This window comes from Streptomyces enissocaesilis (assembly GCF_039533765.1).
Lineage (GTDB): Bacteria > Actinomycetota > Actinomycetes > Streptomycetales > Streptomycetaceae > Streptomyces > Streptomyces enissocaesilis.
The window spans coordinates 158,269-182,823 of record NZ_BAAAUD010000047.1 but is presented as its reverse complement, the minus strand read 5'-3'; the positions used below and the strand labels follow the sequence as shown (position 1 = coordinate 182,823).

Annotated in this window: 22 protein-coding genes, 2 tRNA genes and 5 pseudogenes; 15 read left to right on the top strand and 14 right to left on the bottom strand. The window is 69.8% G+C overall.

Annotated elements, in window-relative coordinates; all coding sequences use genetic code 11:
* Positions 1 to 96: 96 nt before the first annotated feature.
* Positions 97 to 435, top strand: coding sequence for a hypothetical protein (locus ABD374_RS23255; RefSeq protein ID WP_344497527.1), 339 nt, complete (start codon positions 97 to 99; stop codon positions 433 to 435).
* 131 nt (positions 436 to 566) lie between these two features.
* On the opposite strand, the gene ABD374_RS23250 is transcribed toward ABD374_RS23255, so the two are convergent.
* The 8 genes and pseudogenes from ABD374_RS23250 to ABD374_RS23220 form a co-directional block, all read right to left on the bottom strand.
* Positions 567 to 1,208, bottom strand: coding sequence for a superoxide dismutase (locus ABD374_RS23250; RefSeq protein WP_344497526.1), 642 nt, complete (start codon positions 1,206 to 1,208; stop codon positions 567 to 569).
* 72 nt (positions 1,209 to 1,280) lie between these two features.
* Positions 1,281 to 1,460: pseudogene (locus ABD374_RS34710) on the bottom strand (hypothetical protein); the annotation flags it as partial.
* Between the two features lie 13 nt (positions 1,461 to 1,473).
* Positions 1,474 to 1,914 (bottom strand): annotated as a pseudogene (locus ABD374_RS23245) (FGGY family carbohydrate kinase); the annotation flags it as partial.
* A gap of 43 nt (positions 1,915 to 1,957) precedes the next feature.
* Positions 1,958 to 2,974: an NAD(P)-dependent oxidoreductase gene (locus ABD374_RS23240; RefSeq protein WP_344497525.1), complete on the bottom strand. Its 1,017-nt coding sequence runs from the start codon at positions 2,972 to 2,974 to the stop codon at positions 1,958 to 1,960.
* On the bottom strand, positions 2,952 to 3,353 hold the full coding sequence (locus ABD374_RS23235; protein ID WP_425577337.1) for a TOBE domain-containing protein: 402 nt from the start codon (positions 3,351 to 3,353) through the stop codon (positions 2,952 to 2,954). Before ABD374_RS23235 ends, ABD374_RS23240 begins: the two co-directional genes overlap by 23 nt.
* A 42-nt stretch (positions 3,354 to 3,395) precedes the next feature.
* Positions 3,396 to 3,485, bottom strand: a pseudogene (locus tag ABD374_RS34705) (ATP-binding cassette domain-containing protein); the annotation flags it as partial.
* A gap of 528 nt (positions 3,486 to 4,013) precedes the next feature.
* Positions 4,014 to 5,468, bottom strand: a complete 1,455-nt coding sequence (locus tag ABD374_RS23225; RefSeq protein WP_344497523.1) for an amino acid permease — start codon at positions 5,466 to 5,468, stop codon at positions 4,014 to 4,016.
* A 118-nt stretch (positions 5,469 to 5,586) separates the two neighbouring features.
* Positions 5,587 to 6,960: an amino acid permease gene (locus ABD374_RS23220; RefSeq protein WP_344497522.1), complete on the bottom strand. Its 1,374-nt coding sequence runs from the start codon at positions 6,958 to 6,960 to the stop codon at positions 5,587 to 5,589.
* A 284-nt stretch (positions 6,961 to 7,244) separates the two neighbouring features.
* Between ABD374_RS23220 and ABD374_RS23215 the strand changes: the two genes are divergently transcribed.
* Positions 7,245 to 7,847: a biotin transporter BioY gene (locus tag ABD374_RS23215; protein WP_344497521.1), complete on the top strand. Its 603-nt coding sequence runs from the start codon at positions 7,245 to 7,247 to the stop codon at positions 7,845 to 7,847.
* A gap of 58 nt (positions 7,848 to 7,905) precedes the next feature.
* Here the strand turns inward: ABD374_RS23215 and ABD374_RS23210 are convergent, their stop codons facing one another.
* Positions 7,906 to 9,345, bottom strand: coding sequence for an amino acid permease (locus tag ABD374_RS23210; protein WP_344497520.1), 1,440 nt, complete (start codon positions 9,343 to 9,345; stop codon positions 7,906 to 7,908).
* A gap of 160 nt (positions 9,346 to 9,505) precedes the next feature.
* Between ABD374_RS23210 and ABD374_RS23205 the strand changes: the two genes are divergently transcribed.
* Together ABD374_RS23205 and ABD374_RS23200 are read left to right on the top strand one after the other, a co-directional pair.
* The gene (locus tag ABD374_RS23205; RefSeq protein ID WP_344497519.1) at positions 9,506 to 9,994 is read left to right on the top strand and encodes a ribose-5-phosphate isomerase; all 489 of its coding nucleotides are present in this window, start codon (positions 9,506 to 9,508) and stop codon (positions 9,992 to 9,994) included.
* A gap of 186 nt (positions 9,995 to 10,180) precedes the next feature.
* Positions 10,181 to 10,987, top strand: coding sequence for an Fpg/Nei family DNA glycosylase (locus ABD374_RS23200; RefSeq protein ID WP_344497518.1), 807 nt, complete (start codon positions 10,181 to 10,183; stop codon positions 10,985 to 10,987).
* 238 nt (positions 10,988 to 11,225) lie between these two features.
* Here the strand turns inward: ABD374_RS23200 and ABD374_RS23195 are convergent.
* A pseudogene (locus ABD374_RS23195) lies at positions 11,226 to 11,480 on the bottom strand (sterol carrier protein domain-containing protein); the annotation flags it as partial.
* 239 nt (positions 11,481 to 11,719) lie between these two features.
* Here ABD374_RS23195 and ABD374_RS23190 point away from each other — a divergent pair.
* The gene (locus ABD374_RS23190; RefSeq protein WP_344497517.1) at positions 11,720 to 12,865 is read left to right on the top strand and encodes a PP2C family protein-serine/threonine phosphatase; all 1,146 of its coding nucleotides are present in this window, start codon (positions 11,720 to 11,722) and stop codon (positions 12,863 to 12,865) included.
* Positions 12,790 to 13,230 (top strand): annotated as a pseudogene (locus ABD374_RS34700) (ATP-binding cassette domain-containing protein); the annotation flags it as partial. The gene ABD374_RS23190 and the pseudogene ABD374_RS34700, both read left to right, overlap by 76 nt.
* Positions 13,231 to 13,486: 256 nt before the next feature.
* Here ABD374_RS34700 and ABD374_RS23180 read toward each other — a convergent pair.
* Entirely contained in the window at positions 13,487 to 14,698 is a 1,212-nt protein-coding gene (locus tag ABD374_RS23180; protein WP_344497516.1) for an acyltransferase family protein, read from the bottom strand.
* A gap of 516 nt (positions 14,699 to 15,214) precedes the next feature.
* Here ABD374_RS23180 and ABD374_RS23175 point away from each other — a divergent pair.
* Positions 15,215 to 15,409 carry a hypothetical protein gene (locus tag ABD374_RS23175; protein WP_093800855.1) on the top strand — a complete coding sequence of 65 codons (195 nt, stop codon included), beginning with the start codon at positions 15,215 to 15,217 and terminating at the stop codon, positions 15,407 to 15,409.
* Between the two features lie 994 nt (positions 15,410 to 16,403).
* Here ABD374_RS23175 and ABD374_RS23170 read toward each other — a convergent pair.
* Together ABD374_RS23170 and ABD374_RS23165 are read right to left on the bottom strand one after the other, a co-directional pair.
* Complete coding sequence (locus tag ABD374_RS23170; protein WP_344497515.1) at positions 16,404 to 16,916, bottom strand: GNAT family N-acetyltransferase; 513 nt, start codon at positions 16,914 to 16,916, stop codon at positions 16,404 to 16,406.
* Between the two features lie 14 nt (positions 16,917 to 16,930).
* Positions 16,931 to 17,704, bottom strand: coding sequence for a GntR family transcriptional regulator (locus ABD374_RS23165; protein WP_344497514.1), 774 nt, complete (start codon positions 17,702 to 17,704; stop codon positions 16,931 to 16,933).
* A gap of 164 nt (positions 17,705 to 17,868) precedes the next feature.
* Here ABD374_RS23165 and ABD374_RS23160 point away from each other — a divergent pair, with 164 nt between their 5' ends.
* Genes ABD374_RS23160 through ABD374_RS23145 form a run of 4 tightly spaced genes read left to right on the top strand, consistent with a single transcriptional unit; the run spans position 17,869 to position 21,060 of the window.
* Complete coding sequence (locus tag ABD374_RS23160; RefSeq protein ID WP_344497513.1) at positions 17,869 to 18,291, top strand: hypothetical protein; 423 nt, start codon at positions 17,869 to 17,871, stop codon at positions 18,289 to 18,291.
* Positions 18,288 to 19,712: a replication initiator protein RepSA gene (gene repSA, locus ABD374_RS23155; protein WP_344497512.1), complete on the top strand. Its 1,425-nt coding sequence runs from the start codon at positions 18,288 to 18,290 to the stop codon at positions 19,710 to 19,712. The genes ABD374_RS23160 and repSA overlap by 4 nt, the downstream gene beginning before the upstream one ends.
* 2 nt (positions 19,713 to 19,714) lie before the next feature.
* Entirely contained in the window at positions 19,715 to 19,915 is a 201-nt protein-coding gene (locus ABD374_RS23150) for an excisionase family DNA-binding protein (RefSeq protein ID WP_344497778.1), read from the top strand.
* The gene (locus tag ABD374_RS23145; RefSeq protein ID WP_344497511.1) at positions 19,915 to 21,060 is read left to right on the top strand and encodes a tyrosine-type recombinase/integrase; all 1,146 of its coding nucleotides are present in this window, start codon (positions 19,915 to 19,917) and stop codon (positions 21,058 to 21,060) included. Before ABD374_RS23150 ends, ABD374_RS23145 begins: the two co-directional genes overlap by 1 nt.
* A 65-nt stretch (positions 21,061 to 21,125) precedes the next feature.
* On the opposite strand, the gene ABD374_RS23140 is transcribed toward ABD374_RS23145, so the two are convergent.
* Positions 21,126 to 21,199 (bottom strand) — tRNA-Gly (locus ABD374_RS23140).
* 140 nt (positions 21,200 to 21,339) lie between these two features.
* On the opposite strand from ABD374_RS23140, the gene ABD374_RS23135 reads away from it, so the two are divergent.
* The 4 genes from ABD374_RS23135 (at position 21,340) to ABD374_RS23120 (ending at position 24,554) form a co-directional block, all read left to right on the top strand.
* Positions 21,340 to 21,416: transfer RNA gene (locus ABD374_RS23135), tRNA-Pro, on the top strand.
* A 176-nt stretch (positions 21,417 to 21,592) separates the two neighbouring features.
* The gene (gene tig / locus ABD374_RS23130) at positions 21,593 to 22,975 is read left to right on the top strand and encodes a trigger factor (RefSeq protein WP_344497510.1); all 1,383 of its coding nucleotides are present in this window, start codon (positions 21,593 to 21,595) and stop codon (positions 22,973 to 22,975) included.
* Positions 22,976 to 23,234: 259 nt separating this feature from the next.
* The gene (locus ABD374_RS23125) at positions 23,235 to 23,840 is read left to right on the top strand and encodes an ATP-dependent Clp protease proteolytic subunit (protein WP_093800857.1); all 606 of its coding nucleotides are present in this window, start codon (positions 23,235 to 23,237) and stop codon (positions 23,838 to 23,840) included.
* Between the two features lie 42 nt (positions 23,841 to 23,882).
* A complete protein-coding gene (locus ABD374_RS23120) occupies positions 23,883 to 24,554 on the top strand; it encodes an ATP-dependent Clp protease proteolytic subunit (RefSeq protein WP_344497509.1) in 672 nt (223 codons plus the stop codon).
* Position 24,555: the final 1 nt, after the last annotated feature.

The window sequence follows — 24,555 nt, the reverse complement described above, 5'->3', positions numbered from 1 at the left end:
TGGCCACGGTGTTGAACGTGTTCAATAATGGGGGCGGGCCGGCGGATCCGCAGGCCCGCCCCCGACACGGCCACCGCGGAAAGACAGGTTCCGGACATGGACCGCACCCGCCCCGCCACGGCGGCCCGGGCCCCGGCCCTCCTGTACGTCGGCCTGGTGGCGGCCGCCGGGCCGGCCCACGGCATCGCCGGCGCCCCGCGGGACCACCTCGCCGAGCTGTACTTCGCGGCCTTCCCGGGGTCGGTGCCGGTGACCGCCTTCGTCCTGCTCCCGCTCGGAGCGCTCTTCGGGGCGGGGGACCCGGCGGCCGGGGGCGCCGCGAACCCGTTCGGCCCGATGGTCCACCTCGCCGGCGGCGCGCTCGTGAACGTCCTGCTGGTCTGCGCCGTCGTGACGGTGGTCCGCAAGGCGGTCTCCGCCCGCCGCGCCGGCTGACCGGCGGCCCTTTCCGTACCGGTGCGCGCGCAGCCGGCCCCCGCGAGTCACGTCCTCGCGGGGGCCGGCCGTTTCATCCGCCTGCAGGTGAAGGTTGAGAAGACGATCACGAGCAGGACGCCATGGCGCGCCTACGGCGCGAGCAGCAGGTTGAACGCGCGCTCCTTGGCGGCGGCGTAACGCTTCGCCACGTCCTGCCAGTTGACGACCTTCCACATCGCCTCGATGAAGTCCACCTTCTGGTTCTTGTACTGGAGGTAGAAGGCGTGCTCCCAGGCGTCGAAGACCAGGATCGGGACCGATCCCTGCCCCACGTTGCCCTGGTGGTCGTAGATCTGCTCGACGATCAGGCGCCCGCTGACCGGCTCGTAGGCGAGGACGCCCCAGCCCGAACCCTGGGTCGTCGCGGAGGCCTTGGTCAGCTGGGCCTTGAACTTCTCGAAGGAGCCGAAGGACTCGGCGATCGCGTCCGCGAGCTCGCCGACACCGTCCTTCTCCAGCGGCTCGCCGCCGCCGTCACCGGTCATGTTGTGCCAGTAGATGGAGTGCAGGATGTGGCCGGAGAGGTGGAACGCGAGGTTCTTCTCCAGGCCGTTGATCGCTCCCCACGACTCCTTGTCGCGCGCCTCTTCGAGCTGTTCGAGCGTGTCGTTCGCGCCCTTCACGTAGGCCGCGTGGTGCTTGTCGTGGTGCAGCTCGATGATCTGCGGGTTGATGACAGGTTCGAGCGCCGCGTAGTCGTACGGAAGTTCAGGAAGTGTGTAAGTGGCCATGTCCGAGCCCTCCGACTGCTTATTGCGACCAATATGCAAGTGCAGATTAGCAGCAGGAGTGCTCGGAGACGATCAGCCCCCGGTCGTCCGTCGGTCCTGGGACCCGGCGGCCTCCCTCGCCCGGACCGCCAGGTCCGGGAAGTCGGTCACGACCGCGTCGACGCCGAGCCCGTAGTGCAGCGCGTACTCCGCGAAGGCGTCCCCGAAGTCCTCGGGCGCGGTGCCGCGGCGGAATCCGGCGGGCAGGAACTCCACGCGGTGGCCGTGCGGGGTTCACCCGGTGGTCCAGCCATGCCAGGACCGGCCCCGGGCACCCGGGGAACATCGCGCTGCCCGTGCGCCGGTAGACGGCGGTGAAGACGCCCGACGCCATCCACTCGTCGAGGAGCGCGTGCGCCCGGCCGTCCATCCAGGAGATCGCCGGACGCACCGGCTGGCCCCGCGCGTCGACCAGCCACACCCCGTCGCCCTGCCCCGTGAGCCCGGCCAGTTCCACCGCGGCGGACCCGTCCGGCCCCGGCACCGACGCGGTCAGCGTCGCCAGTACGTCCACGACCGCCGCGTACACCTCGTCCATGTCCTGCTCGACGCGCCCCTCGCGGACGTCGAGCGCGACCGGGCGGGACTCGACCGCGACCTCCCGCCCGGACGCGTCGAAGGCCGCCGCCTTCACCAGGGACGTGCCCACGTCGACACCGACGTACAACGTCCCCGGTACCTCCGGAACCTCCGGCATCCCGACGGCCTCCTCAGGTCAGACAGTGCGCGAGCGGTGCCCCCGCGGCGTACCTGGCCACCTCGGCCGCCGCGGTCCGCGCCGCCTTCTCGGCCACCTGGCGGCTCGCCCCGCCCAGACGCGGCGTCATCACGACCCCGGGCACGCCCCGCAGCCGCGCACCGGCAGGCAGCGGCTCCTGCTCGTACGTGTCGAGGGCGGCCGCCGCCAGCCGCCCGCTCTCCAGCGCGTCGCACAGCGCCCCCGTGTCGACGAGCGGACCCCGCGCCACATTGACCAGCACGGAGGAGTCCGGCAGCAGGCCCAGTTCACGGGCGCCGATCAGGCCGCGCGTCTCGTCGGTCAGGCGCGCGTGCAGGGTGACGACGCGCGAACGGGACAGCAGCGTGTCGAGCGAGGCGACCCGCACGCCGTGCACGTCACCGCGCACGTACGGGTCGTACACCTCCACCTCCGCACCGAACGCGCTCAGCACCCGCGCGACCCGGCTGCCGACCGCGCCGTAGCCGACCAGCCCGACCCGCGTGTCCTCCAGCTCGAAGCCGCACCCCTCGTACGTGGAGTACGAGCCGCCCCAGACCCCGCGCCGCGCCAGCGAGTCGTGCGCCTCCGGTATCCGGCGCATCGCGGCCAGCATCATCGCGACCGTGAACTCGGCGGCGGCGGCCGCGTCGCGGTCCGGTGCGAAGCACACCCGCACCCCGCGCGCCCGCGCCGCCTCCACGTCGACGTTGTCCGGGCCGCCGCCGCGGCAGACGACGACCAGCCGCAGGGCGGGGGAGGCATCCAGCACCCGCTCCGTGAACGGCGCCATCCGGGTCACGCACACCTCGACGTCCCGCAACGCCTCGATCAGCGCGTCCTCGCAGTCACCGGCCTCGTCGGCCTCGGCCACCCCGCCGAAGGGTCCGAGCGGCCAGGGGAGGGTGAGTCCGGTCAGCTCGAAGGGGGATGCGGTGACGGCGGCCTCCAGGGCGTCACCGATCAGCGTGTCGAGGACGAAGTGGTCACCGGCTGCCAGGATCCTCATCGCAGGCCTCTCCCGTCTCGGCGTCGAAAACATGGGTGGGCCGCGGGTCCGCGCTCACCCGTACGGTCTCGTCCCGGTCGAGGCGCACCCCGGGACCGGTCTGTACGACGAGGGGCCCGGCCACCCCGTCGAGCGCGAGCGTGGCGATGCCCGCCTCCAGGAGCGGCTCACGGGCGCCGGCCCTCGCCCGTACGGCCTCCGCCGCGCCCTCGCCCGCCAGCCGCAGGTCCTCCGGCCGGACGCCCGGCACCACTTCCCGGCCCGCCGCCAGACGTACGGGAACGGCCGGCCGCACCCCCTCCGGGAGGCGCACGCGCCCGTCGGCCCCGGCCGCCCCCGGCAGCAGGTTGATCGCGGGCTCCCCGACGAAGCCGGCCACGAAGAGGTTCGCCGGGCTGTCGTGGGTCTCGTACGAGGATGTCCCGCCGGTCACCGCCTCCAGGCCCGCGATCATCCGCAGCGTGGTGGACTTGCCGCAGCCGGAGGGCCCGAGCAGGCCCAGCAGTTCGCCGGAGCGCTGTTCCAGGTCGATGCGACCGTCCTGCCCTTCGCCTTCCTCCGGTCGAAGGAGCCGGTGACGTCGTCGGCCGCCGACCCGCCGCCCTTGTGCTCCTCGTCGCCGCCGAAGCCCGCTCCGCAGGCGCTCGGCAGGGGGGTGGCGGACGCGGCCGCCGTGAGGGTGAGGAACCGCCGTCGGTCAGGTACGCGCATGTCCGTCACGACCTCCGCCCACACGTGCAGTCGGTTGGTTAACAGAGCTTGGAACAGCGGTAGTCGGGCGTCAATCCCTCGTGCAACGGAAAAACACGGTGTGCGGTGCGGACTTCACCGGCGGTGGCGATGACGCGGGAGGACCGTGTGCGGTCCGGCAACGGCACGGCACGGCTGAACATCGTCCTCGGGCGCGGCCCCGCCCACCGACGCGTACGGCCGCCCGCTCGCCCCCGGCCCGTCTGCGGTGCGGACGCGAAGGACCCCCCGGCCGTGGCGGCCGGGGGGTCCGGTGCGCCGGGGCGCACAGACGTACGTATCGCTCCGTTCAGTCTTCCTTGCCCGTGGCGACTCCCGCGTCCGCACCGGCCGCCGACGCGCGGACCCGCTGGAGCGCGTAACCGACGACGGCGAGGAAGAGCGTCAGGCCGCCGCTCCAGTACAGCTGGAGCCGGGTGTCCTCCTCACGCGCCATGAGCACGAAGACGGCGGCCATGCCCGCGAGCGCGACCCAGGTCAGCGCCGGGTAGAGCCACATCTTCACGACCAGCTTCTCCGGCGCCTCGCGCTCCGTCCTGCGGCGCAGCAGCAGCTGCGAGACGGCGATGAAGATCCAGACGACCAGGATCAGCGCGCCGATCATGTTGAGCAGCCACTGGAAGATGTCGTTGGGACGCCAGTAGCTGAGCAGCACGCACACGAAGCCGAACACGGAGGACACCAGAACGGCGATGCGCGGCACACCGCCGAAGACCGCGCCGAGGAGCTTCGGGCCCTGGCGGCGGGAGACCAGCGAGCAGGCCATGCGGGAGGCGCCGTAGATGTTGGCGTTCATCGCCGAGAGCAGGGCGATCAGCACGACGACGTTCATGATCTGACCGGCGGCGGGGATGCCCAGGTGGTCCAGGGTCGCGACGTACGGACCCTTCGCCACCACCGTCTCGTCGTTCCACGGCACCAGCGTGACGATGACCGCCATCGAGCCGATGTAGAAGACCGCGATGCGCCACATCGCCGTGCGCACGGCCTTCGCGACGCCCTGGACGGGGTGCTCGGACTCGGCCGCGGCGATGGTGACCGTCTCCAGGCCGCCGTACGCGAACACCGAGGCCAGCAGACCGACGATCAGGCCCTCGGAGCCGTTCGGCATGAACCCGCCGATGCCCGTGAGGTTTCCGGCGCCGGGGGAGGAGGTGTCGGAGCCCGGCAGGAGGCCGAGGATCGCGAGGACGCCGATGCCCAGGAACACGACGATCGCGCCGACCTTGAGCGCGGCGAACCAGAACTCGAACTCGCCGAAGTTCTTCACGGCCGCCAGGTTCGTGCAGCAGAACACCAGCATGAAGAGGGCGACCCAGGCCCACTCGGGTGTGTCCGGGAACCAGCCCACCATGATCTTCGCGGCGCCGATGCCTTCGAGGCCGACGGCCACGCAGAGCAGGAACCAGAAGGCCCAGCCGGCCGTGAAGCCGGCCCACGGACCGATCGCCCGCTCCGCGTGCACGGAGAAGGAGCCCGAGGCCGGGTTGGCGGCCGACATCTCGCCGAGCATGCGCATCACGAGCATCACCAGCAGCCCGGATATCGCGTACGCGACGATGATCGAGGGACCGGCGGCCGCGATGCCCGCGCCCGACCCGACGAAGAGCCCCGCGCCGATGACGCCGCCGAGGGCGATCATCGACAGATGGCGTTGCTTGAGTCCGTGCGTGAGCGGCGAGTCGACCTTGTTGTCGACGGCGCCGACATCCTCGACGGGCGTCGGCGCGGGAGTCCGGGACATGGGCGGGCCCTGTTCAGTAGCTGATACGGGGAAACAGACGCCACAGTCTGAGTACGCGCACCGCTCACAGGGAACACTTGACCGCTATACGGACACGACGCTCACACAAAGTGAACAGTCACGTACGTTTCGCGCGCAATTCCCTCACCACTGCCACCAGCAGCACCGCACCGGCCGCGCCGGCCGACCACAGCAGCTGCGGCCGCGCCGCGTCGTCGGTGAGCATCAGCACCAGTACGCCGCCGAGCCCGGCCAGCGTGACCCAGGTGAGCCAGGGAAAGCCCCACATCCTCAGCGTCAGCAGCTCGGGGGCCTCCCGCTCGATGCGGCGGCGCAGGCGCAGCTGCGAGGCGGCGACGAGCCCCCACACGAACAACAGCACCGCGCCGACGGCGTTCAGCATGTACAGGAAGACCGTTTCGGGCCACAGCAGATTGAGGAGTACGGAGACGAACCCGAAGGCGACCGAGGCCAGCACGGCCCGGCGCGGCACCCCACCGCCCCCGCCTCCCGACACCTTGAGCAGCCCCTTGGGCGCCTCACCGCGCTCCGCGAGCGAGAACACCATCCGCGAGGACCCGTACAGATTGGCGTTGAGCGCGGACAGCAGCGCCACGAACACCACGACGTTCATCACCTGCCCGGCGGCCGGAACGCCGATCGCGTCGAGCACGGTGACGTACGGGCTGAGCCCGGCCCGCTGCGCGCTCCAGGGCAGCACGGTCACGATGACCAGCATCGACCCCACGTAGAAGAAGAGAATCCGCCACACCGCGGCACGCACCGCACGGGCGACATTGCGGGCCGGGTCCTCGGTCTCGGCGGCGGCGATCGTCACGACCTCGAGCCCTCCGAAGGCGAAGACGACCGTCAGCACACCCGACACGACGCCCTCCCACCCGTTCGGCAGGAAGCCGCCCTGCCCCGTGAGATTGCCGAACCCCACAGGCCGGGTCTCCGGCAGCACCCCGAAGACGGCCAGCACCCCGAGCCCGAGGAACAGGACGATCGCGCCGACCTTGAGCGCGGCGAACCAGAACTCGAACTCCCCGAAGTTCTTCACGGCGGCGAGGTTGGCGCAGGTGAACACCACCATGAAGATCAGCACCCACGCCCACTGCGCGATGCCCGGCACCCAGCCGTTCGCGATCTGCGCCGCGGCCGTCGCCTCCACCGCCAACACCACGACCAGCAGGAACCAGTACAGCCACCCCACGCTGAACCCGGCCCAGCGCCCCAGCGCCCGCTCCGCGTGCACCGAGAACGACCCGGACGCGGGCATCGCGGCGGACATCTCGCCGAGCATCCGCATCACCAGCATCGCGAGCGCGCCCGCGATCAGATACGAGACGACGATGCCGGGGCCGGCGACCGCGATCCCGGCGCCCGAGCCCACGAACAGTCCGGCGCCGATCACCCCGCCGAGGCCGAGCATGGTCAGGTGGCGCTGCTTGAGCCCGTGGGCGAGGGGCTCGGCCTGGTCGTCGTGCATGGTGCTCGCAGCTCTGGGAACGTCCGGCGGACCGTTCGACGGTCCGTTTGGCAAGAACCCACAGTCTCCCCGAGCCCGCCCCTTCTCCGCAAAAGCGCCCCCGCCCCCCGGACCTCAGTGACGAGCGTCACGCCCCCACGGCGCCCCCGCCCGGCCTTTGTCCGAACCCCACCAAGCGATCAACCCCCGCTTTGTCGGCCACTGATGGTGATCGCCCGTTGACCCCTGGGCTACGGTCGCGGTGTCCTTTCCTGCCCGCCCCCTCTCTCACCTGCGGAGTCCCGATGAGCACTGCTGCCGCCCCCGCCCGTCCCGGAGCGGTCCTCGCCGACCTGCTCCCGTCCGCCACCACCGCCGGCCGGGCCCTCGCCCGCGACGCGGCCCTGGTGCTCGGCGGCGCCGCGCTCACCGGCATCGCGGCCCAGATCGCCGTCCCGGTCCCCGGCTCCCCGGTCCCCGTCACCGGCCAGACCTTCGCGGCGCTGCTCGTCGGCACCGCCGTCGGCGCCCGCCGCGGCTTCCTCTCCCTCGCGCTGTACGCCCTGGTCGGCATGGCCGGGATGCCGTGGTTCGCGGGCGGCACCTCGGGCGCGGGCGGCGCGTCCTTCGGCTACGTACTCGGCATGCTGCTGGCCGCCACCGTGGTCGGCGCGCTGGCCCGCCGGGGCGGCGACCGCTCCGTGCTGCGCACCGCGGGCACGATGGTGCTGGGCTCGGCGGTCATCTACGCCGTGGGCGTCCCCTACCTCGCCTTCTCGGCCGGCATGTCGCTGAGCGCGGCCGTAGCGGCGGGCCTGGTCCCCTTCCTCCTCGGCGACGCGCTGAAGGCGGCGCTGGCGATGGGCGCCCTGCCGACGGCGTGGAAGCTGATGGGCGACCGCGGCTGAGTCCGTCCCGTACGCACGACGAAGGGCCCGCACCTCCCAGGAGGCGCGGGCCCTTCCGTCACTGCGCCTGCACCTTCCGCCCGCGCTTCACCTTCTCGCGGGCGAACGCGATGCCGACGACGACGACCGCCACCAGCAGGGACAGCAGCACCTGCTCGCGCGCCGCGTCGTCGAACGCCATGTAGACGATCACGAACATGATCATCGCGGCGGTCGCCCACGTCAGGTACGGGAAGAGCCACATCTTCACGATCAGCTTCTCCGGCGCCTCGCGCAGGATGATGCCGCGCATCCGCAACTGCGTGAAGCAGATGACCAGCCACACGAACAGCGCCACCGCGCCCGAGGAGTTCAGCAGGAACGCGAACACCGTGTCGGGCCACTTGTAGTTGAAGAAGACCGCGACGAAACCGAAAGCGACCGACGACAGGATCGCGGCCCGCGGCACGCCCTTCCCGCTCGTACGGGCGAAGGACTTCGGCGCGTCACCGCGCTGGCCGAGCGAGAACGCCATGCGCGAGGCGGTGTAGAGCCCGGAGTTCAGGCACGACAGTACGGCCGTCAGCACGATGACGTTCATGATCTGACCCGCGTGCGGAATCCCGATCGAGTTGAGGGCGGCGACGTACGACCCGTCCTCCAGGATCGACTTGTCGTTCCACGGCAGCAGCGTGAGCACCACGAAGATGGAGCCGAGGTAGAAGACGCCGATGCGCCAGATCACGCTGTTCGTGGCCTTGGTGACGGCCCGCTGCGGGTCCGACGACTCACCGGCCGCCAGCGTGACGATCTCGCTGCCCATGAACGAGAAGACGACCATCAGCACACCGGTCAGGATCGCGCCGGGCCCGTGCGGGAAGAACCCGCCACTGTCGGTCAGATGCGCGAATCCGGTGCCCGGGTTGTCGGACCCCGGCAGCACACCGAACACGGCCAGCAGACCGATCACCACGAAGCCGCCGATCGCGACGACCTTGATCCCGGCGAACCAGAACTCGAACTCGCCGTACGACGAAACCGACACCAGGTTCGTGGCGGTCAGCACGACCATCACGATCAGCGCCCAGCCCCACTGCGGTACGGCCGGTATCCACCCTTCGAGGATCTTCGCGCCCGCGGTCGCCTCGACCGCCAGCACCACGACCCAGAAGAACCAGTACAGCCACCCGATGGAGAAGCCCGCCCAGCGCCCGAGCGCGCGGTCCGCGTACGCGGAGAACGAACCGGACGTCGGGTTGGCGGCGGCCATCTCGCCGAGCATCCGCATGACGAAGACGACCATCGCGCCGACGAGCGTGTACGACAGCAGGATCGCCGGACCGGCGGCGGCGATGCCGCCGCTCGACCCCACGAAGAGGCCGGCGCCGATGACACCGCCGATGGCGATCATGGACAAATGGCGGTTTTTGAGACCGGCCTGGAGACCGTCGGAGACCTGCGGATTCCCTGGTTCTTCAGGGTTTCCGCCTGTCTTCGCAAGGGTCGGCTGCGCGCTCATGCACAATCCTTAGCTTCTCGGGTTACGAGCCCCCGCATTCAAACCGGAAGTCGCGCGGGACGGAAGACCCGATTCCGGATCGTTGTACGAAATCCGAAGCACCGTTCCCTCCCGCACCCCGGCGACAGCTACCCGCCGGCTCCCGTGCCACACTCGTCCCATGCGCGTGTACCTCGGTTCCGACCATGCCGGATACGAACTCAAGAACCATCTCGTCGAGTGGCTGAAGGCCCACGGGCACGAGCCCGTGGACTGCGGCCCCCACATCTACGACGCCCTGGACGACTACCCGCCGTTCTGCCTGCGTGCAGCGGAGAGGACCGCCGCGGACCCGGAGAGCCTGGGCATCGTGATCGGTGGCTCCGGCAACGGCGAGCAGATCGCCGCGAACAAGGTCAAGGGCGTACGGGCCGCGCTGGCCTGGAGCGAGCAGACGGCGGCGCTCGGCCGTGAGCACAACGACGCCAACGTGATCTCGATCGGCGGCCGCATGCACACGCAGGCGGAGGCCACGAAGTTCGTGGAGATCTTCCTCTCGACCCCCTACTCGGGCGAAGAGCGCCACCAGCGCCGCATCGACATGCTGGCGGCGTACGAGCAGACCGGCGACCTCCCCCCGGTCCCGCCCCACCACCCGCAGCAGCCGTAACCCCCGCCGCGGAGCCCACGGCGCCGGGAGGGACCGCACCGACGGCTCCTCCCGCGCCGCCGCCCGGCAGGCCGCGGTGGCGGAAGGGGGCGCGCCGGCGCGGCACCGACCCCGAAGCCCCCGCGCCGCACCGCCCCGAAGCAGCGACACCGGTACGCGGAACGCACCCGCAGGAGGCGTAGACCCATGCCCGAGGGGCACACCATCCACCGCCTCGCGGACGACCACCGCGCCCGCTTCGTGGGCGGCCCGGTCCGCGTCACCAGCCCCCAGGGCAAGTTCGCGGACAGCGCGGCGCTCCTCGACGGCGCCCGCCTCGACGCGGTGGACGCGCACGGCAAGCACCTCTTCCTCGGCTTCGAGGACACCGGCTGGATCCACATCCACCTCGGCCTCTTCGGCAAGCTCGGCTTCGGCGCGGCGCCCGCCCCGCCCCCCACCGACACGGTCCGCCTGCGGCTGGTCAACGCCGGCCACTACGCCGACCTGCGCGGCCCCACCACCTGCGCCCTGATCACCGACGGCGAGAAGCGGGCGATACACGACCGCCTGGGCCCCGACCCCCTCCGCGACGACGCCGCTCCCGACCAGGCATGGCAGCGCGTCTCCCGCAGCCGCACCACCATCGCGGCGCTCCTCATGGACCAGAAGGTCGTCGCCGGCGTGGGCAACGTCTACCGCGCCGAAGTCCTCTTCCGGCACGGCATCGACCCGTACCGCGCGGGCAAGGACCTGACCCGCCCCGCATGGGACGCGATCTGGGCGGACCTGGTCGCGCTCATGCGCGAGGGCGTACGCAACAACCGCATCGACACCGTCCGCCCCGAGCACATGCCCGAAGCGATGGGCCGCCCGCCCCGCGTCGACGACCACGGCGGCGAGGTCTACGTCTACCGCCGGGCGAACCTGCCCTGTCACATCTGCGGCGGCGAGATCCGCACCGCCGGCCTGGCCGCCCGCAACCTCTTCTGGTGCCCGGCCTGCCAAGGCTGAGCGCACGCGCACCGGAGCGGCTCCTGCGGCTGCGTTCCGGCGTTGCTTCCGGACGGTGCGGCGCGGGGGCGTCGGGGCCGGTGCCACGCCGGGGCGTCTCCTCGGGCGTCGAACATCCGGGCACGGCGTGCGCTTCGGGGTGGTCGCGTCCGACGCCCTGCGGGGAGCGCCCCGGCGCGTCCCCTCCGGCCACCGTGTCCCGCTGGGCGGCGCCGGTCGCGTCCCGGCCCCGCGGTGGTCAGAACCCGTGCGGAAGCCAGGGCGCGACCCCCGCCCCGAACGCCACCGACGCCTCCGCCGGCGCCCCCGGCCGCAGCTCCCGCGCCCGCCCCGCCGCCGCCGGCGCGGCCAGGCCGACACCATCGAGGTACGCCTCGCCCAACTCCCGTACGGACAGTGCCAGATCCGCCGCCTCGTCCGTCCGTTCGCACGACGCACCCCCCTTGGCATCGCCGGCCAGCCGCCAACGCCCCTCGTTCCAGGGGCAGAAAGCGGGCGGGTTCGGTCACCGCCCGGTCGAGTTCCCGGGCCTCCGCGCTCTGCGCCACACCCCCGAAGGCGAGTGCGAAGGCCGCGAACCAGTCGTCCCACTCGGATGCCTGCACCGCGCGTAATTCGGTGGTCATATGCCATCGCTACCAGACCCCTGGCACAAGAGCGACCCGATTTCGAACACAATGTCGCAGGGGTCCCCCTGCGGAGCACCGCCCGGGGTGGATAGGGTCCAGCGCAATGGCAGGTGGAGTGGGAACCGAATCGTTCTCGGCCCGGACGCGCAAGTCTGCGCACCGGGCCCGTATCGCGCTGCGCAAATCCGGCGTCGACTACTTCCGGGGCGACGGCTCGGACTGGATCGCCCTGGCCGGTCTCCTCCTGACGGTCCCGGCGATCGCCGCCGGCACGATCGCGTCGCCGGTCTGGTGCGCACCGTCCCTCCTGGTGCTCCCGATCGTGGCCGGCGGCCTCCTGCTGCGCCCGGCCAGCCTGCTCGGTCTGTACGCCGCCGCCGCCGGCGCGCTGATCGTCGAGTCGATCGTCCTGGGCCCCTACACACAAGGCGCGGCCCGCGTCACCCCCGGCACCGTCCTCACCGTCGCGGCCTGCGGCTTCTTCGGCCTGATCATCGCCCAGTTCAGGGCCAGGGTCGGCGTTCCCTGGCGGCGCGGCGGCACGATGCTCTTCGACCTCCGCGAACGCATCCGCGTCCAGAGCGCGCTGCCGCGGCTGCCGAAGAACTGGCACAGCGAGATGGCGCTGCGCCCCGCCGGCGGGCAGTCCTTCTCGGGCGACTTCGTGGTCGCGGCCCGCACGAACGGCGGCCGCACCCTGGAAGTCGTCCTCACCGACGTGTCCGGCAAGGGCATGGACGCGGCCTCGCGCGCCCTGCTCCTGTCCGGTGCCTTCGGCGGCCTCCTCGGTTCGCTCCCGCCGCACGGCTTCCTCCCCGCCGCCAACGGCTACCTCCTGCGCCAGGACTGGGACGAGGGCTTCGCGACCTCCATCCACCTGGTCCTGGACCTGGACTCCGGCGACTACGAACTCCTGTCGGCGGGCCACCTCCCCGCACTCCAGCTCCACGCGGGCAGCGGCCGCTGGGAGGAGAAGTCCGGCGAGGGCCCGCTGCTCGGCGTGTACGACGGGGCCCGGTTCGACGCGTGCAAGGGTTCACTGGCACCCGGCGACGTACTGATGCTGTTCACGGACGGCCTGGTGGAAGCGTCCGGCCGGGACATCGCCGAAGGCATCGACTGCCTGACCGGCGAGGCCGACCGCTACGTGGCGCCGGGCTTCCAGGGCGCTGCGTGGCACCTGATCGAAGCGGTGGCCAAGGACGTCAACGACGACCGCGCCCTCCTCCTGATCTGCCACGGCACGTAACCAGCGTCACCGCGAACCGCGATCGGTGCCTGCCGGTGGTCGAGGAACGGTCAAGGCTGCGCCAGTGGTCGGTTTCGCGAGCAGATGACGCCGCGATCCCGGAGGTGGGGTTTCCTCACCCCCCTTCCACGTGCGGCCGCCATGGGACCGCGCGGGAACAAGAGCGCCGACAGCGCCGGGACCGGCAAGGGCGGTCCGGCCGCGGCACCTTCGCCGGGCGCGTCCTGCGCACCGTCGACCCCGCCCTCCCGCGCGTCAGCTTCACCGCCGTCATGGGCCCTTCCGGCTCCGGCAAGTCCGCCTTCCTCCGGTGCGCCGCGGGCCTCGGCCGCCCGACCGCCGGATCGGTACGCCTCGGCGCCGCCGAGGTCAGCGGCCGAAGTCCTCGCACTTCTGCGCGGCGCGGCGGACGGCCCCGGTCGCCCCGGCCTTCGCCGAAACCGCCGCCTGCCCCGGAAGGACCGGAGCCCGGCCGAGGAGGCGGACCCCGTACACAGAGCGGACCCCGGTCCTCCCGTCGCATGCCACGGGAGGACCGGGGTCCGTTTCACGCCCGCACAGGGGAAAGCACGCCGCCCCCTGGAACCGGGCCCCGCACCGGGGGCCCGCCCAGAAGTCCTTCTAGGAGACCTTGCCCGCGGGGCGGCGCTCCCGCTGCCGGGCCTCCTCGGCCGGGTCGCGGCGGAAAGCCCAGTTCATCTCGGGCTCCATGGCCCAGCGGAACAGCCGCCGCACGGGCGGAGTGCACATCAGGGTGACCGCGACGGCGATCGCGACGGTCAGGAAGACCTCGCCGAGCGGGCTGGAGAGCCAGGGGTACGAGTCGAACAGCCCCGCGTAGTCGGCGCCCTTCACCAGGAAGCCGTGCAGCAGGTAGCCGCCCAGGGTGCCGGCGCCCAGCACGGTGAACCACATCGTGCGGCCCGGGACCCAGGACAGGAAGCAGGCCGTCATCAGCAGCGAGCACCCGAAGAGCGCGAAGGTCATGACGACCCCGGTCCACCACGGAGCACCCCTGTCCTGAGCGGCGCTGCTGTGGTAGAACCACCCGAGTTCGAGGCGGGGGGCGGCCCAGTACGCGAAGGCCAGGACGGACAGGACGACGGGAACGGCCAGCAGCCTGACCTCGCGGCGCCGCACCGTCGTGAAGTGCTCGGGCTTCAGCAGCAGACCGAGCACGAAGAACGGCAGGAACTGGAGGACGCGCTGGAGGTTGAGGTCGTCTCCGATGCCGGGGGTCACGGAGGCGAGGACGGCGATGGCGAGCGCGACCGGCAGGGGGTGGCGGAGCGAGCGCCAGACCGGGGTGGTCAGCCGCCAGACGAACAGCGCGACCAGGAACCAGGTCAGGTACCAGGGGTCGAGCAGGCTGATGGGGTGGCCGGGGTCGTCGTCGGCCCACTGCTTGAAGAGGCTGTAAAGGGTCTCGAAGATCAGGTACGGCACGGCGACACCGGTGATAAGGCGCTGGACCTTCCTGGGTCTCAGGTCGAAGCCGCGCGAGAAGTAGCCGGAGATGACGATGAAGGCCGGCATGTGGAAGCTGTAGACGACCATGTAGAGGGCGCGGGTGGCGCGGCTGCCGTCCATCACCGGCTCCCACATGTGCGCCACCGCCACGAGCACGATCGCCAGGTACTTGGCGTTGTCGAAGAACGCGTCGCGCTGCTTCGGGGCGGGGGCGCGGGCGGGGACGGGAACAGGGGCGGATGCGGCGCTGGGGACCGGGACGGGGGCGGCGGGCGCGAGGGTCCGTGCGTGTGGTGTTTCGGGCTCCTGCTCCCGGGCCGGGGGGAGCGGGGCCCTCTGATATCCGTGAGGAGCGTGAAACATCTGAGGCACCCTAGCGTCGCCGGAAGGATTCCGTAAAACCTCGTTCCCGGGCCCCTGTTATTCATGTGAGCGGCCTGTGAGCAGAGAAGTCGACATGGCGATGAGCCCTTATGGCACGGCTCACATGTCCGCCCCCGTATGGGGTAACTCATCCCGACTAAAGGGTGCATACCGCCAGTGGGTGACTCTGGTGATATGTCCCTTTGGTTGCTCCTTTGCCGACCGGCGCCGTGTGTTCTTCCGCGCCATCCGAATTTCCGGCGAACGTGATGTGTGGATAGTGAAATGATCAGGGTTGTCAACTCCGGGACGGGGCATCAGAATGAGCGGCGCGCATATGCGGCGCCCGCGCCCCGGCGTGTACGCAGGACCTCCTCGCGGCGCCGTCCGGCCACCGACGTTCCGTCACCCGGCAGCCACCACTGGTGAGTTGGTGGCACGATGGTCTCTGCGGGAGTGCGCCGGGCCGTGCGCTCCCGGGCCGGCAAGGCGGACCGACCGAGGGTGTGATCAGTTGTGGCCATTTCACTGTCTGTGGTGCTTCTGTTGGCGATCGTCCTGGTGGTGTTGATCCGCGGGGGCTCGATCAAGGCGGGACCGGCGGTGGTGGCCGTCCTCTTCGGCTTCTTCCTCGCGTCCACCGGCATGGCGCCGTCGATCAACCGCTTCATGAACTCGATAGCGGAGACCATCAACCAGATCAGCTTCTGAGCGGCGCGGGCAGCCGGCGTCGTCGGACGGCCCGGCCGGACGGCGGGGCTCTGGTGCGCAGAGGCTCCGGAAACGACTCCGGCCCGGCTCGGTGAGGTCGTCTGACGTCATCACCGAGCCGGGCCGGAGTCCGTGGAGCGGGCGACGGGAATCGAACCCGCGTAGCTAGTTTGGAAGATTGCGTACGCGAACCACCGCTGACCTGCCAAGGCGCTGACCTGCACGTTATGGCGGGGAGCCCCGCCAGTCCCCGTCACGCCCCGTTGGTCTCCGCTGCTGCGGGCACGCCTGGGGCACGCGCAAGCAGTTGCCTACAGCTTCGACAGGAGTAGCGCTGCCACTCCTGTGAGAGCCGCGATCAAGCTCGCCACGGCCGTGATCATTTCAGGGATTCGCCGTCGACTTGAGTTGTAACCCCTGGGTGCTGTACTGTCCGGGGCGTTGTCTAAGTTATTGCGTACGTAGTAACTTACGTAGCAATCCTGCTCATCCTTCGGTTGCACGAAGGTTCCTCCTTGGAGGGTTGGGCATGCAAGAGCCGTGACGTGTCTCCCCGCAGAGGCCACACGTCAGGGCCGCTTTGCATGCGCTGATAAGGGTGCGCGCGAAGACTAGCAGACCGCGCGATGCCCAACTCGGCCGCCACCTAGACCTGTTAGGTCGGTGGAGCGGCTTTGGGCTGGAGCTGCTTTGGGGCGAGTGATCATGGCCCCTTACGCTGGCCGCGATTCGGGCAGTCACTGGACCTGCCCGCAATAGCCCGAATCGGGGCCATGATCTTAGAGGCTCGCCCCAAAGTGGCTGCCTAAAGCCGTGGAGCCGACCGCCCCAGCCACAGCGGGTTTCCTCCCCATCCCCGAGCACGCAGCGCGCCGCCGGGCGCGGCCAGCCGGGGCGGAGACAGGAGGCAGGCCGCGCCGCAGAGGCGGCGCGCGCCCGCGCTGTGCGCGGGGGCCTTGATGAGGTAGAGAAACCTGTAACAGTCCCCTGGGTCTTACGCGCTGGGAGCGGCGAAGCAGATGGCTTCGATCTGTTGGTCCTCGCCGTACGAGTGCGAAGCTTCGCCGATCTTGAACCAGCCCAGGCGCTCGTACAAGCGGATGGCGGCAGTGTCCTTGGTCATGACATCGAGGACAAGGCGGATGCCTCGGTCCTGCGCGTATTCCATCGCGGCCCGCATGAGCTTCTCGCCAACGGCGTGCTTCCGAGCCTCCTGGAGCACGAAGAGCCGGGCCAGCACTGCGACGTGGTCCTCGTCGTCTCCGCTCTGCTCGATCCAGAGGGATGCCGCGTCCTCACCCTGCGGCCGCATGATCGATACATGTCCGACGATCTTTCCGCCCATGTCGGCAACCCACGAAGCCAGTACGTTCGTCGATCGCACCCAGCCCTCTGGGTCGGCCACACCTTCGACGGGGTATCCGTCCGTGGCGTGCACTTCGACCAGTGCTGATGCGGCGCCAGAAAGGTCGGCTTCTTCGAACGGGCGGATGACTGCGCTTCCCATCTGTGGCTCCTCGATTACTCGACAGGCAGTTCGTACAGCAATCCGGTCTGGTCTCCTCGGTGCACGTACCGGGACACCTCGAACGGCACACCGTCTTGATCCAGGCTGGTGTGAAGAACCTCAAGCACCGGTACCCCAGAGAGAAGGCCGAGAACGGCCGCCTCCTCTGGCGTCGGCATCCGGGTGCTGATCTCGTCTCGGACGCGGGTCATCACGTGCCCCAGCTCTTCGAGTCGGCCGTAGATCCCGTGCTTACCGGTCTTCGGCTGCATGAGGAGCGTCCCCTGCGCCTCGTCCCAGCGCAGGAACGTCGACACGATCTGAACCGGCTCGTCGTCGGCGAAGTAGTGGTTCTCCCGGTGCACCACGCTCGCCTCATCCGCCGGCACCTTGAGCCGCTCGGCAACATCCCGCGGCGGGGTCTCTCGCTCGATGCTCACGACCTCGATGCGCGCTTCCTTGCCCTGCCGCTTCGCTTCGAGCCGGAATGGCGTGAGTCCCGTCTCGCGGTTCTTGAGCGAGTAGCGGTCACTGCCGAACCGGAAGAGCCGCTGAGGCTCGCGAACGAAGACTCCCCGGCCTTGCTGGGCGGTCACCAGTCCCTGCTCCGCGAGGATCCGAATCGCCTCGCGGGCGGTGTTCCGCGCTGCGCCGTACTGCTCAGCTAGGGCGCGTTCGGAGGGGAGCTTGTCTCCGGGGGAGAGCTGACCGCTCTCGATGTCCGTGCGTAGGTCCTCCGCGATGCGCCTGCTCGCTGGCTGCTGCGATGAGGCTCCGGGCGTCGTCATGGAACGAGCATAACAACTGGCTTAAGCCAGCACCTTGACGCGGGCAGCCGCCTATGTTCAACTGGCTTAAGCCAGTGACTGGCTCAAGCCAGTTAGCCGCGCCGGGGCGGCGCCCTACCGCCAAGCAAGTCACCGCCCCGGCTCCCCTGAAGGGAGCTTCCATCATGCCCGCAACGCTCACGGTCGTGGAGTCCGCGCCGGTCCCGGTCCGGGACCTGTCGAACATGGAACGCGCCGTCGCGCTCTACGCCTCGGACATGCCGACCTCGTACCGGTACCGCAGGACGGATGACCAGAAGCTGTGTGACTGGATCGTCCAGGGAGCCGCCCGGCTGGGGCTGGGGGAGCTGTACTGGTCGGCCGCATGCGCCAGCGGGTACATGCGGCTCTGGGTGGACGACGAGGCCGAGCCGGGTCACACCGCCGCTCACGTCGCCCGCTTCCCCGTGGAGAAGCGGTTCCACCTGGCAATGCGCATGGCGACCTTGGTCACGCTCGGCCCTGTGCCGGGCGTCAATGCCGCCGCGATGGAGCGCTCTGAGCAGCCGATCTTCGAGACCGCCCAGCCGATGGCGGTGGCCGCGTGACCCGACTCCCCGTTGCCCCGGCCGTCGTCGCTCCCCTGGCGGCGACTGTGGGCACCGACCCATTGACCCTCGCCGACCTCCTGCGGGTCGCCTCCACCCCGGGCTTCGACCGCTGGCAGGAACAGATCCGGCGGACGGGCGGCTGCTCAGACCCGATCCACCTGACCGGGACCACCGTCACCCGCGACCGCCACACCGGGGATGTCCTCTACTCGTACTCGACCGTTGATGAGCCTGGTGGACGATTACGGGTCGCTTGCGGCAACCGGCGGGCCTCCCGTTGCCCCTCGTGTGCCTGGACCTACGCGGGGGACGTCTACCACCTGATGCGCGCGGGGATCTCGGGGGACAGTCGCATGGGCATCCCCGGTGAGATCCGTCAGCATCCCGGCGTGTTCGCGACGCTGACCGCTCCGTCCTTCGGACCGGTCCACAACCGTCCCGCCTCGGGCCACTGCCGCTGCGGTGCCTCGCACCCGGACGACGATCCCGCACTCGGAACAGCCCTCGACCCGGCCCGGTACGACTACGCGGGCGCGGTGCTGTGGAACAACCACGCTGGTCAGCTGTGGCAGCGGTTCACGATCTACCTTCGCCGGGAGATCGCCGCTCGTGCCGGACTCTCCCAACGGGCCCTGGGCGAGGTCTGCCGGGTCTCCTTCGGGAAGGTCGCCGAGTTCCAGAAGCGTGGAGCTATCCACTTCCACGCCGTGGTCCGCCTCGATGGCCCCGACGGCCCCGATACGACTCCGCCGTCCTGGGCATCGGTCGCCCTTCTTGACGACGCCATCAAGGCGGCTGCCGCCCGGGTCGCGGTGACCGTGCCGTCCGCCGACGGCCACCCGGCCCGCACGCTGACGTGGGGCAAGCAGGTCGACGTCCAGGGCATCGGGAGCCTTCAGGGTGTGGAGCTGACCGACTCGGCCGTCGCTTCTTACGTCGCCAAGTACGCCACCAAGGCAGCCGAGAGTACCGGCACCGTAGACCGCCGGATCGGCGAGCTGAACGAACTCGACAAGCTGCCCCACCTGCCCGCCCATACCCGGCGCCTGATCGAAGCCTGCTGGGACCTGGATGCCGACTACCCGGACCGGATGCTTGCCCGCTGGTCGCACATGCTCGGCTTCCGGGGCCACTTCATGACCAAGTCCCGCGCCTACTCCTCGACACTGTCCGCCCGGCGACAGGTCCGCGCCGACTACCGCGCCGCCCAGGAGCGCCGCGAACGTGGCCTGCCCGACCCCGACGACTCGGAGGGCTCCACACTCGTGATCGCCCACTGGAGCTACGCCGGACACGGTCACACCCCGGGTGAATCCTGGCTTGCCCAGTCCATCGCCCGCGACATCAAGACCAACCGCGACACCGCACGCGAAGCACTCGCAGAACTCGAAGCCGACGACACCAACGGGGAGTGGTGACCATGGACCGACTGTTAAGCGTTGACCAAGTCGCCGAACTTCTCGGCACCACCGCCCGGTTCCCCCGGCGGCTCATCGAGGAACGACGGATCACCTTCGTGAAGGTCGGTCGACATGTCCGCATCCCCGAAAGCGCGGTCTCGAACTTCGTTGTTGCCAACACCGTCGAGCCGATCGCACGGCGCTTCAGGAGCGTGGTCTGATGGCGGGCAAGAAGCGGTCTTTCGGTCGTGTGCGCAAGCTGCCCTCAGGGCGCTACCAGGCTCGCTATCAGGCGCCTGACGGCATCGACCGCCCGGCGCCCCACACCTTCCGTACGAAGCGGGAGGCTGACGACTGGTTGGCTGAGCGCCAAGCCGAGCTGCGCGCGGGGGACTGGACCGACCCGGATGCCGCCAACGTCCCCTTCGGCTCCTATGCCTCCACATGGATCAAGGAGCGGGGCATCAGTGCCTCGACCGCCGACCTGTACCAGTCGCTCCTCAGGAACCACCTTGAACCAACCTTCGGCACCATCGCCCTGGCCGACATCAGTTCGGCCAGGGTCCGGGCCTGGCGGGTGGCTCGCCTGGACGCGGGCGCCGGCGCTTCCTCGGTGGCCAAGTCGTACGCGCTTCTGCGGGCTGTGCTCATGACTGCCGTGGAAGACCGGCTGATCCGGCGTAACCCCTGCCGGGTCAAGGGGGCGAGCACAGCCGCCACCCCTGAGCGGCCCACCGCGACCATCCAGGAGGTATACGCGCTCGCGGGCGCCATCCAGCCCCGGTACCGGGTTCTCGTCCTCCTGGCGGCCTTCACGGGTCTCCGCTGGGGTGAACTGATCGGACTTACGCGCCGAGACATCGATCTCGATGCAGGCACCCTGCGCGTCCGGCGGAACGTGGCCGAACTCCACAGCGGGCGGCGACTGGTCAAGGAGCCGAAGAGCGCGGCCGGTAAGCGCACTGTGGCCGTCCCGGCTGTGATCCACACCGATTTGGCCAACCACCTTGCCGTGTACGCCGAACAGGGTGCCGACGGCCGGGTCTTCGTCGGGGCCAAGAAGGCGACCCCCCGCCGGAACCACTTCGGCAAGCTCTGGCGTAAGGCGTGTGAGGAAGTCGGCATCAAGGGCCTGCACTTCCATGATCTTCGCCATACCGGCAACACCCTCGCTGCTGCGACCGGCGCGAGCACACGAGAGTTGATGACGAGAATGGGCCACAGCACCGCCCGCGCCGCGCTGATCTATCAGCACGCCACGGCTGAGCGAGAGCGGCTGATCGGCCAGGCCGTGAGTGCCGTCGTAGAGCAGGCCAGGAAGCAAGATCCTAAGCCGAACGGGCACGCGGCGGGCACGCAGGGCTGAAAGAAGATCCGGAACGCATCAGGGCCAGGCTGGAGGATGATCCTCTGACCTGGCCCTGAGCCATGTGGAGCGGGCGACGGGAATCGAACCCGCGTAGCTAGTTTGGAAGACTAGGGCTCTACCATTGAGCTACGCCCGCACAGTGCGCACCGCAGGTCATGCGACCGCGGCACGAAGAGCATCGTAGCGGGTTCCGGGCCCGCGGTGCACACCCGGTGGGCACCGCCGCAAAGCGGGGGCCGCACTGCCTGTGGGCATGTACCCTACGTGTCGCACCGACGGGGTGTGGCGCAGCTTGGTAGCGCGTCCGCTTTGGGAGCGGAAGGTCGTCGGTTCGAATCCGGCCACCCCGACCATCACCAGGCATGATCCCGCGCGATCCCGATCAAGATCGCGTTGTGGGAGTCTTCCTGCTTGCCGTTACTATGCAGAGTGCGGGTCCGTGTGTCTGATGTACCGGACCCGATCGGCGAAGCCGCCTCCCGCGCGGCCCAGCAGAACCTCAGAAGTCAGCCCCCAAGGAGACCGAACCGTGAAGAGCGCCGTGGAGACCCTGAACCCGACCCGGGTTCGGCTCAGCATCGAGGTGCCCTTCGAGGAGCTCAAGGACAGCCTCGACGCGGCGTACAAGAAGATCAACCAGCAGGTCACGGTGAAGGGCTTCCGCAAGGGCAAGATCCCGAACCGAGTCATCGACCAGCGGTTCGGCCGTGGTGCTGTGCTGGAGGAGGCCGTCAACGACGCCCTTCCGAAGTTCTACACCGAGGCTGTCAACGAGGGTGAGCTGAACGTTCTCGGCCAGCCCGACGTCGACATCACCGAGCTGAAGGACGGCGAGCTGCTGTCCTTCACCGCCGAGGTCGACATCCGCCCGACGATCGAGATCCCGGACTACTCCGGCATCGAGGTCGAGGTCGACGCGGTCGAGGTCGAGGACGAGGACGTCGACAAGGCCGTGGAGGAGCTGCGCGGCCGCTTCGCCTCCACCAACCCGGTCGAGCGCCCCGCCGCCGACGGCGACGTCGTGACGATCGACCTGGAGGCCAAGGTCGACGGCGAGGTCCTCGAGGACGGCGTCGCCGAGGGTGTCTCGTACACCATCGGTTCCGGCGAGCTCCTCGACGGCATCGACGAGGCCGTGACCGGCCTGGAGGCCGGTGGCGAGGCCACCTTCACCTCCTCGCTCAAGGGCGGCAGCGCCGAGGGCAAGGAGGCCGAGGTCACCGTCAAGGTCACCGCGGTCGCCGCCCGCGAGCTGCCCGAGCTGGACGACGACTTCGCGCAGATGGCCAGTGAGTTCGACACCCTCGACGAGCTCAAGGCCGACAGCCGCAAGCGCCTCGAGAACATGAAGCAGTACGACCAGGCCACGCAGGCCCAGGAACGCGTCCTGGAGAAGCTGCTGGAGCTGGTCGAGGTCCCGATCCCCGAGAAGCTGCTCGAGGACGAGGTCAAGACCCGCAAGCACAACCTGGAGCACCACCAGCTCGGCCAGATGGGCCTGGACATCGAGAAGTACCTCGAGATCCAGGGCAAGACGGCCGAGGAGTTCGACGCCGAGCTGCGCGAGCAGGCGGTCAAGGGCATCAAGACGCAGTTCGTCCTCGACGAGCTCGTCAACAAGGAGAAGCTGAACGTCAACCAGGAGGAGCTCACCGAGCACCTCATGCGGCGCGCGCAGTCCTCCGGCATGAGCCCCGACCAGTTCGCCCAGGCCGTCGTCGAGGGCGGCCAGGTGCCGATGCTCGTCGGCGAGGTCGCCCGCGGCAAGGCGCTCGCCGTTGTCGTCGAGGCCGCCAAGGTCACCGACACCAACGGTGAGCCTGTCGACCTGGAGGACGACGAGGACGAGGCGGCCGAGACCGCCGACGCCGCCGAGGCTTCCGCCGAGGCCGAGAAGACCACCGGGGCCTGAGCTTCGGCCCGGTCTGCCCGAGCTGCCTGATCCACGAGGACGGGCCCGTCCTCGTACGCGGGTACGGGCCCGTCCTCGTACGCGGGTACGGGCCCGTACCTTGCGCTCCCAGCGAACAGTTCGGGAAGCGGGATGGCGTTGTCCCACCTGCGCGTTAGGGTCCATGAAGAGGAGAGTGGGGAGTCCCCGCCCTCCGGTACGAAGACGCTGAGACGGTTGAAGCCGTCAGAGACGAGCAGGTGTATACGTGACGAATCTGATGCCGTACGCCGCGGGTGAGCCGTCCATCGGTGGAGGCCTCGGCGACCAGGTCTACAACCGGCTGCTCGGCGAGCGGATCATCTTCCTCGGCCAGCAGGTCGACGATGACATCGCCAACAAGATCACAGCGCAGTTGCTCCTCCTTGCGGCCGACCCGGACAAGGACATCTACCTCTACATCAACAGCCCCGGCGGCTCGGTGACGGCCGGCATGGCGGTCTACGACACCATGCAGTACATCCCGAACGACGTGGTCACCATCGGCATGGGCCTCGCGGCCTCGATGGGACAGTTCCTGCTGACCGGCGGCACCGCGGGCAAGCGCTTCGCGCTCCCCAACACCGACATCCTGATGCACCAGGGCTCGGCCGGCCTCGGCGGCACCGCCTCGGACATCAAGATCCAGGCCGAGCAGCTGCTGCGCACGAAGAAGCGCATGGCGGAGATCACCGCCCGGCACTCGGGCCAGAGCGTCGAGACGATCATCCGCGACGGTGACCGCGACCGCTGGTACACCGCGGAGGAGGCCAAGGAGTACGGCCTCATCGACGAGATCATCAGCCTTGCCTCGGGCGTTCCGGGCGGCGGCGGTACCGGGGCCTGATCCCCGCAGCCGAGCCTCCCCAGCCCACCGAACGCCACCAGGATGGTGAAAACCCACATGAACGACTTCTCCGCGAGCGGCCTCTACACCGGCCCGCAGGTGGACAACCGCTACATCGTGCCGCGCTTCGTCGAGCGCACCTCGCAGGGCGTGCGTGAGTACGACCCGTACGCGAAGCTCTTCGAGGAGCGCGTCATCTTCCTCGGCGTGCAGATCGACGACGCCTCCGCCAACGACGTCATGGCGCAGCTGCTGTGCCTGGAGTCGATGGACCCGGACCGCGACATCTCCATCTACATCAACAGCCCCGGCGGCTCGTTCACGGCCCTCACGGCCATCTACGACACGATGCAGTTCGTGAAGCCGGACATCCAGACGGTCTGCATGGGACAGGCGGCCTCCGCCGCGGCCGTGCTGCTCGCCGCCGGTACGCCGGGCAAGCGCATGGCACTGCCCAACGCGCGGTTGCTGATCCACCAGCCGTCCTCGCAGACCGGTCGCGAGCAGCTCTCCGACCTGGAGATCGCGGCGCAGGAAATCCTGCGGATGCGCTCACAGCTGGAGGAGATGCTCGCGAAGCACTCCACCACGCCGATCGAGAAGATCCGCGACGACATCGAGCGCGACAAGATCCTGACCGCCGAGGACTCGCTTGCGTACGGTCTGATCGACCAGATCGTTTCCACCCGCAAGAACGCGCCCGTGGGCGCCTGAC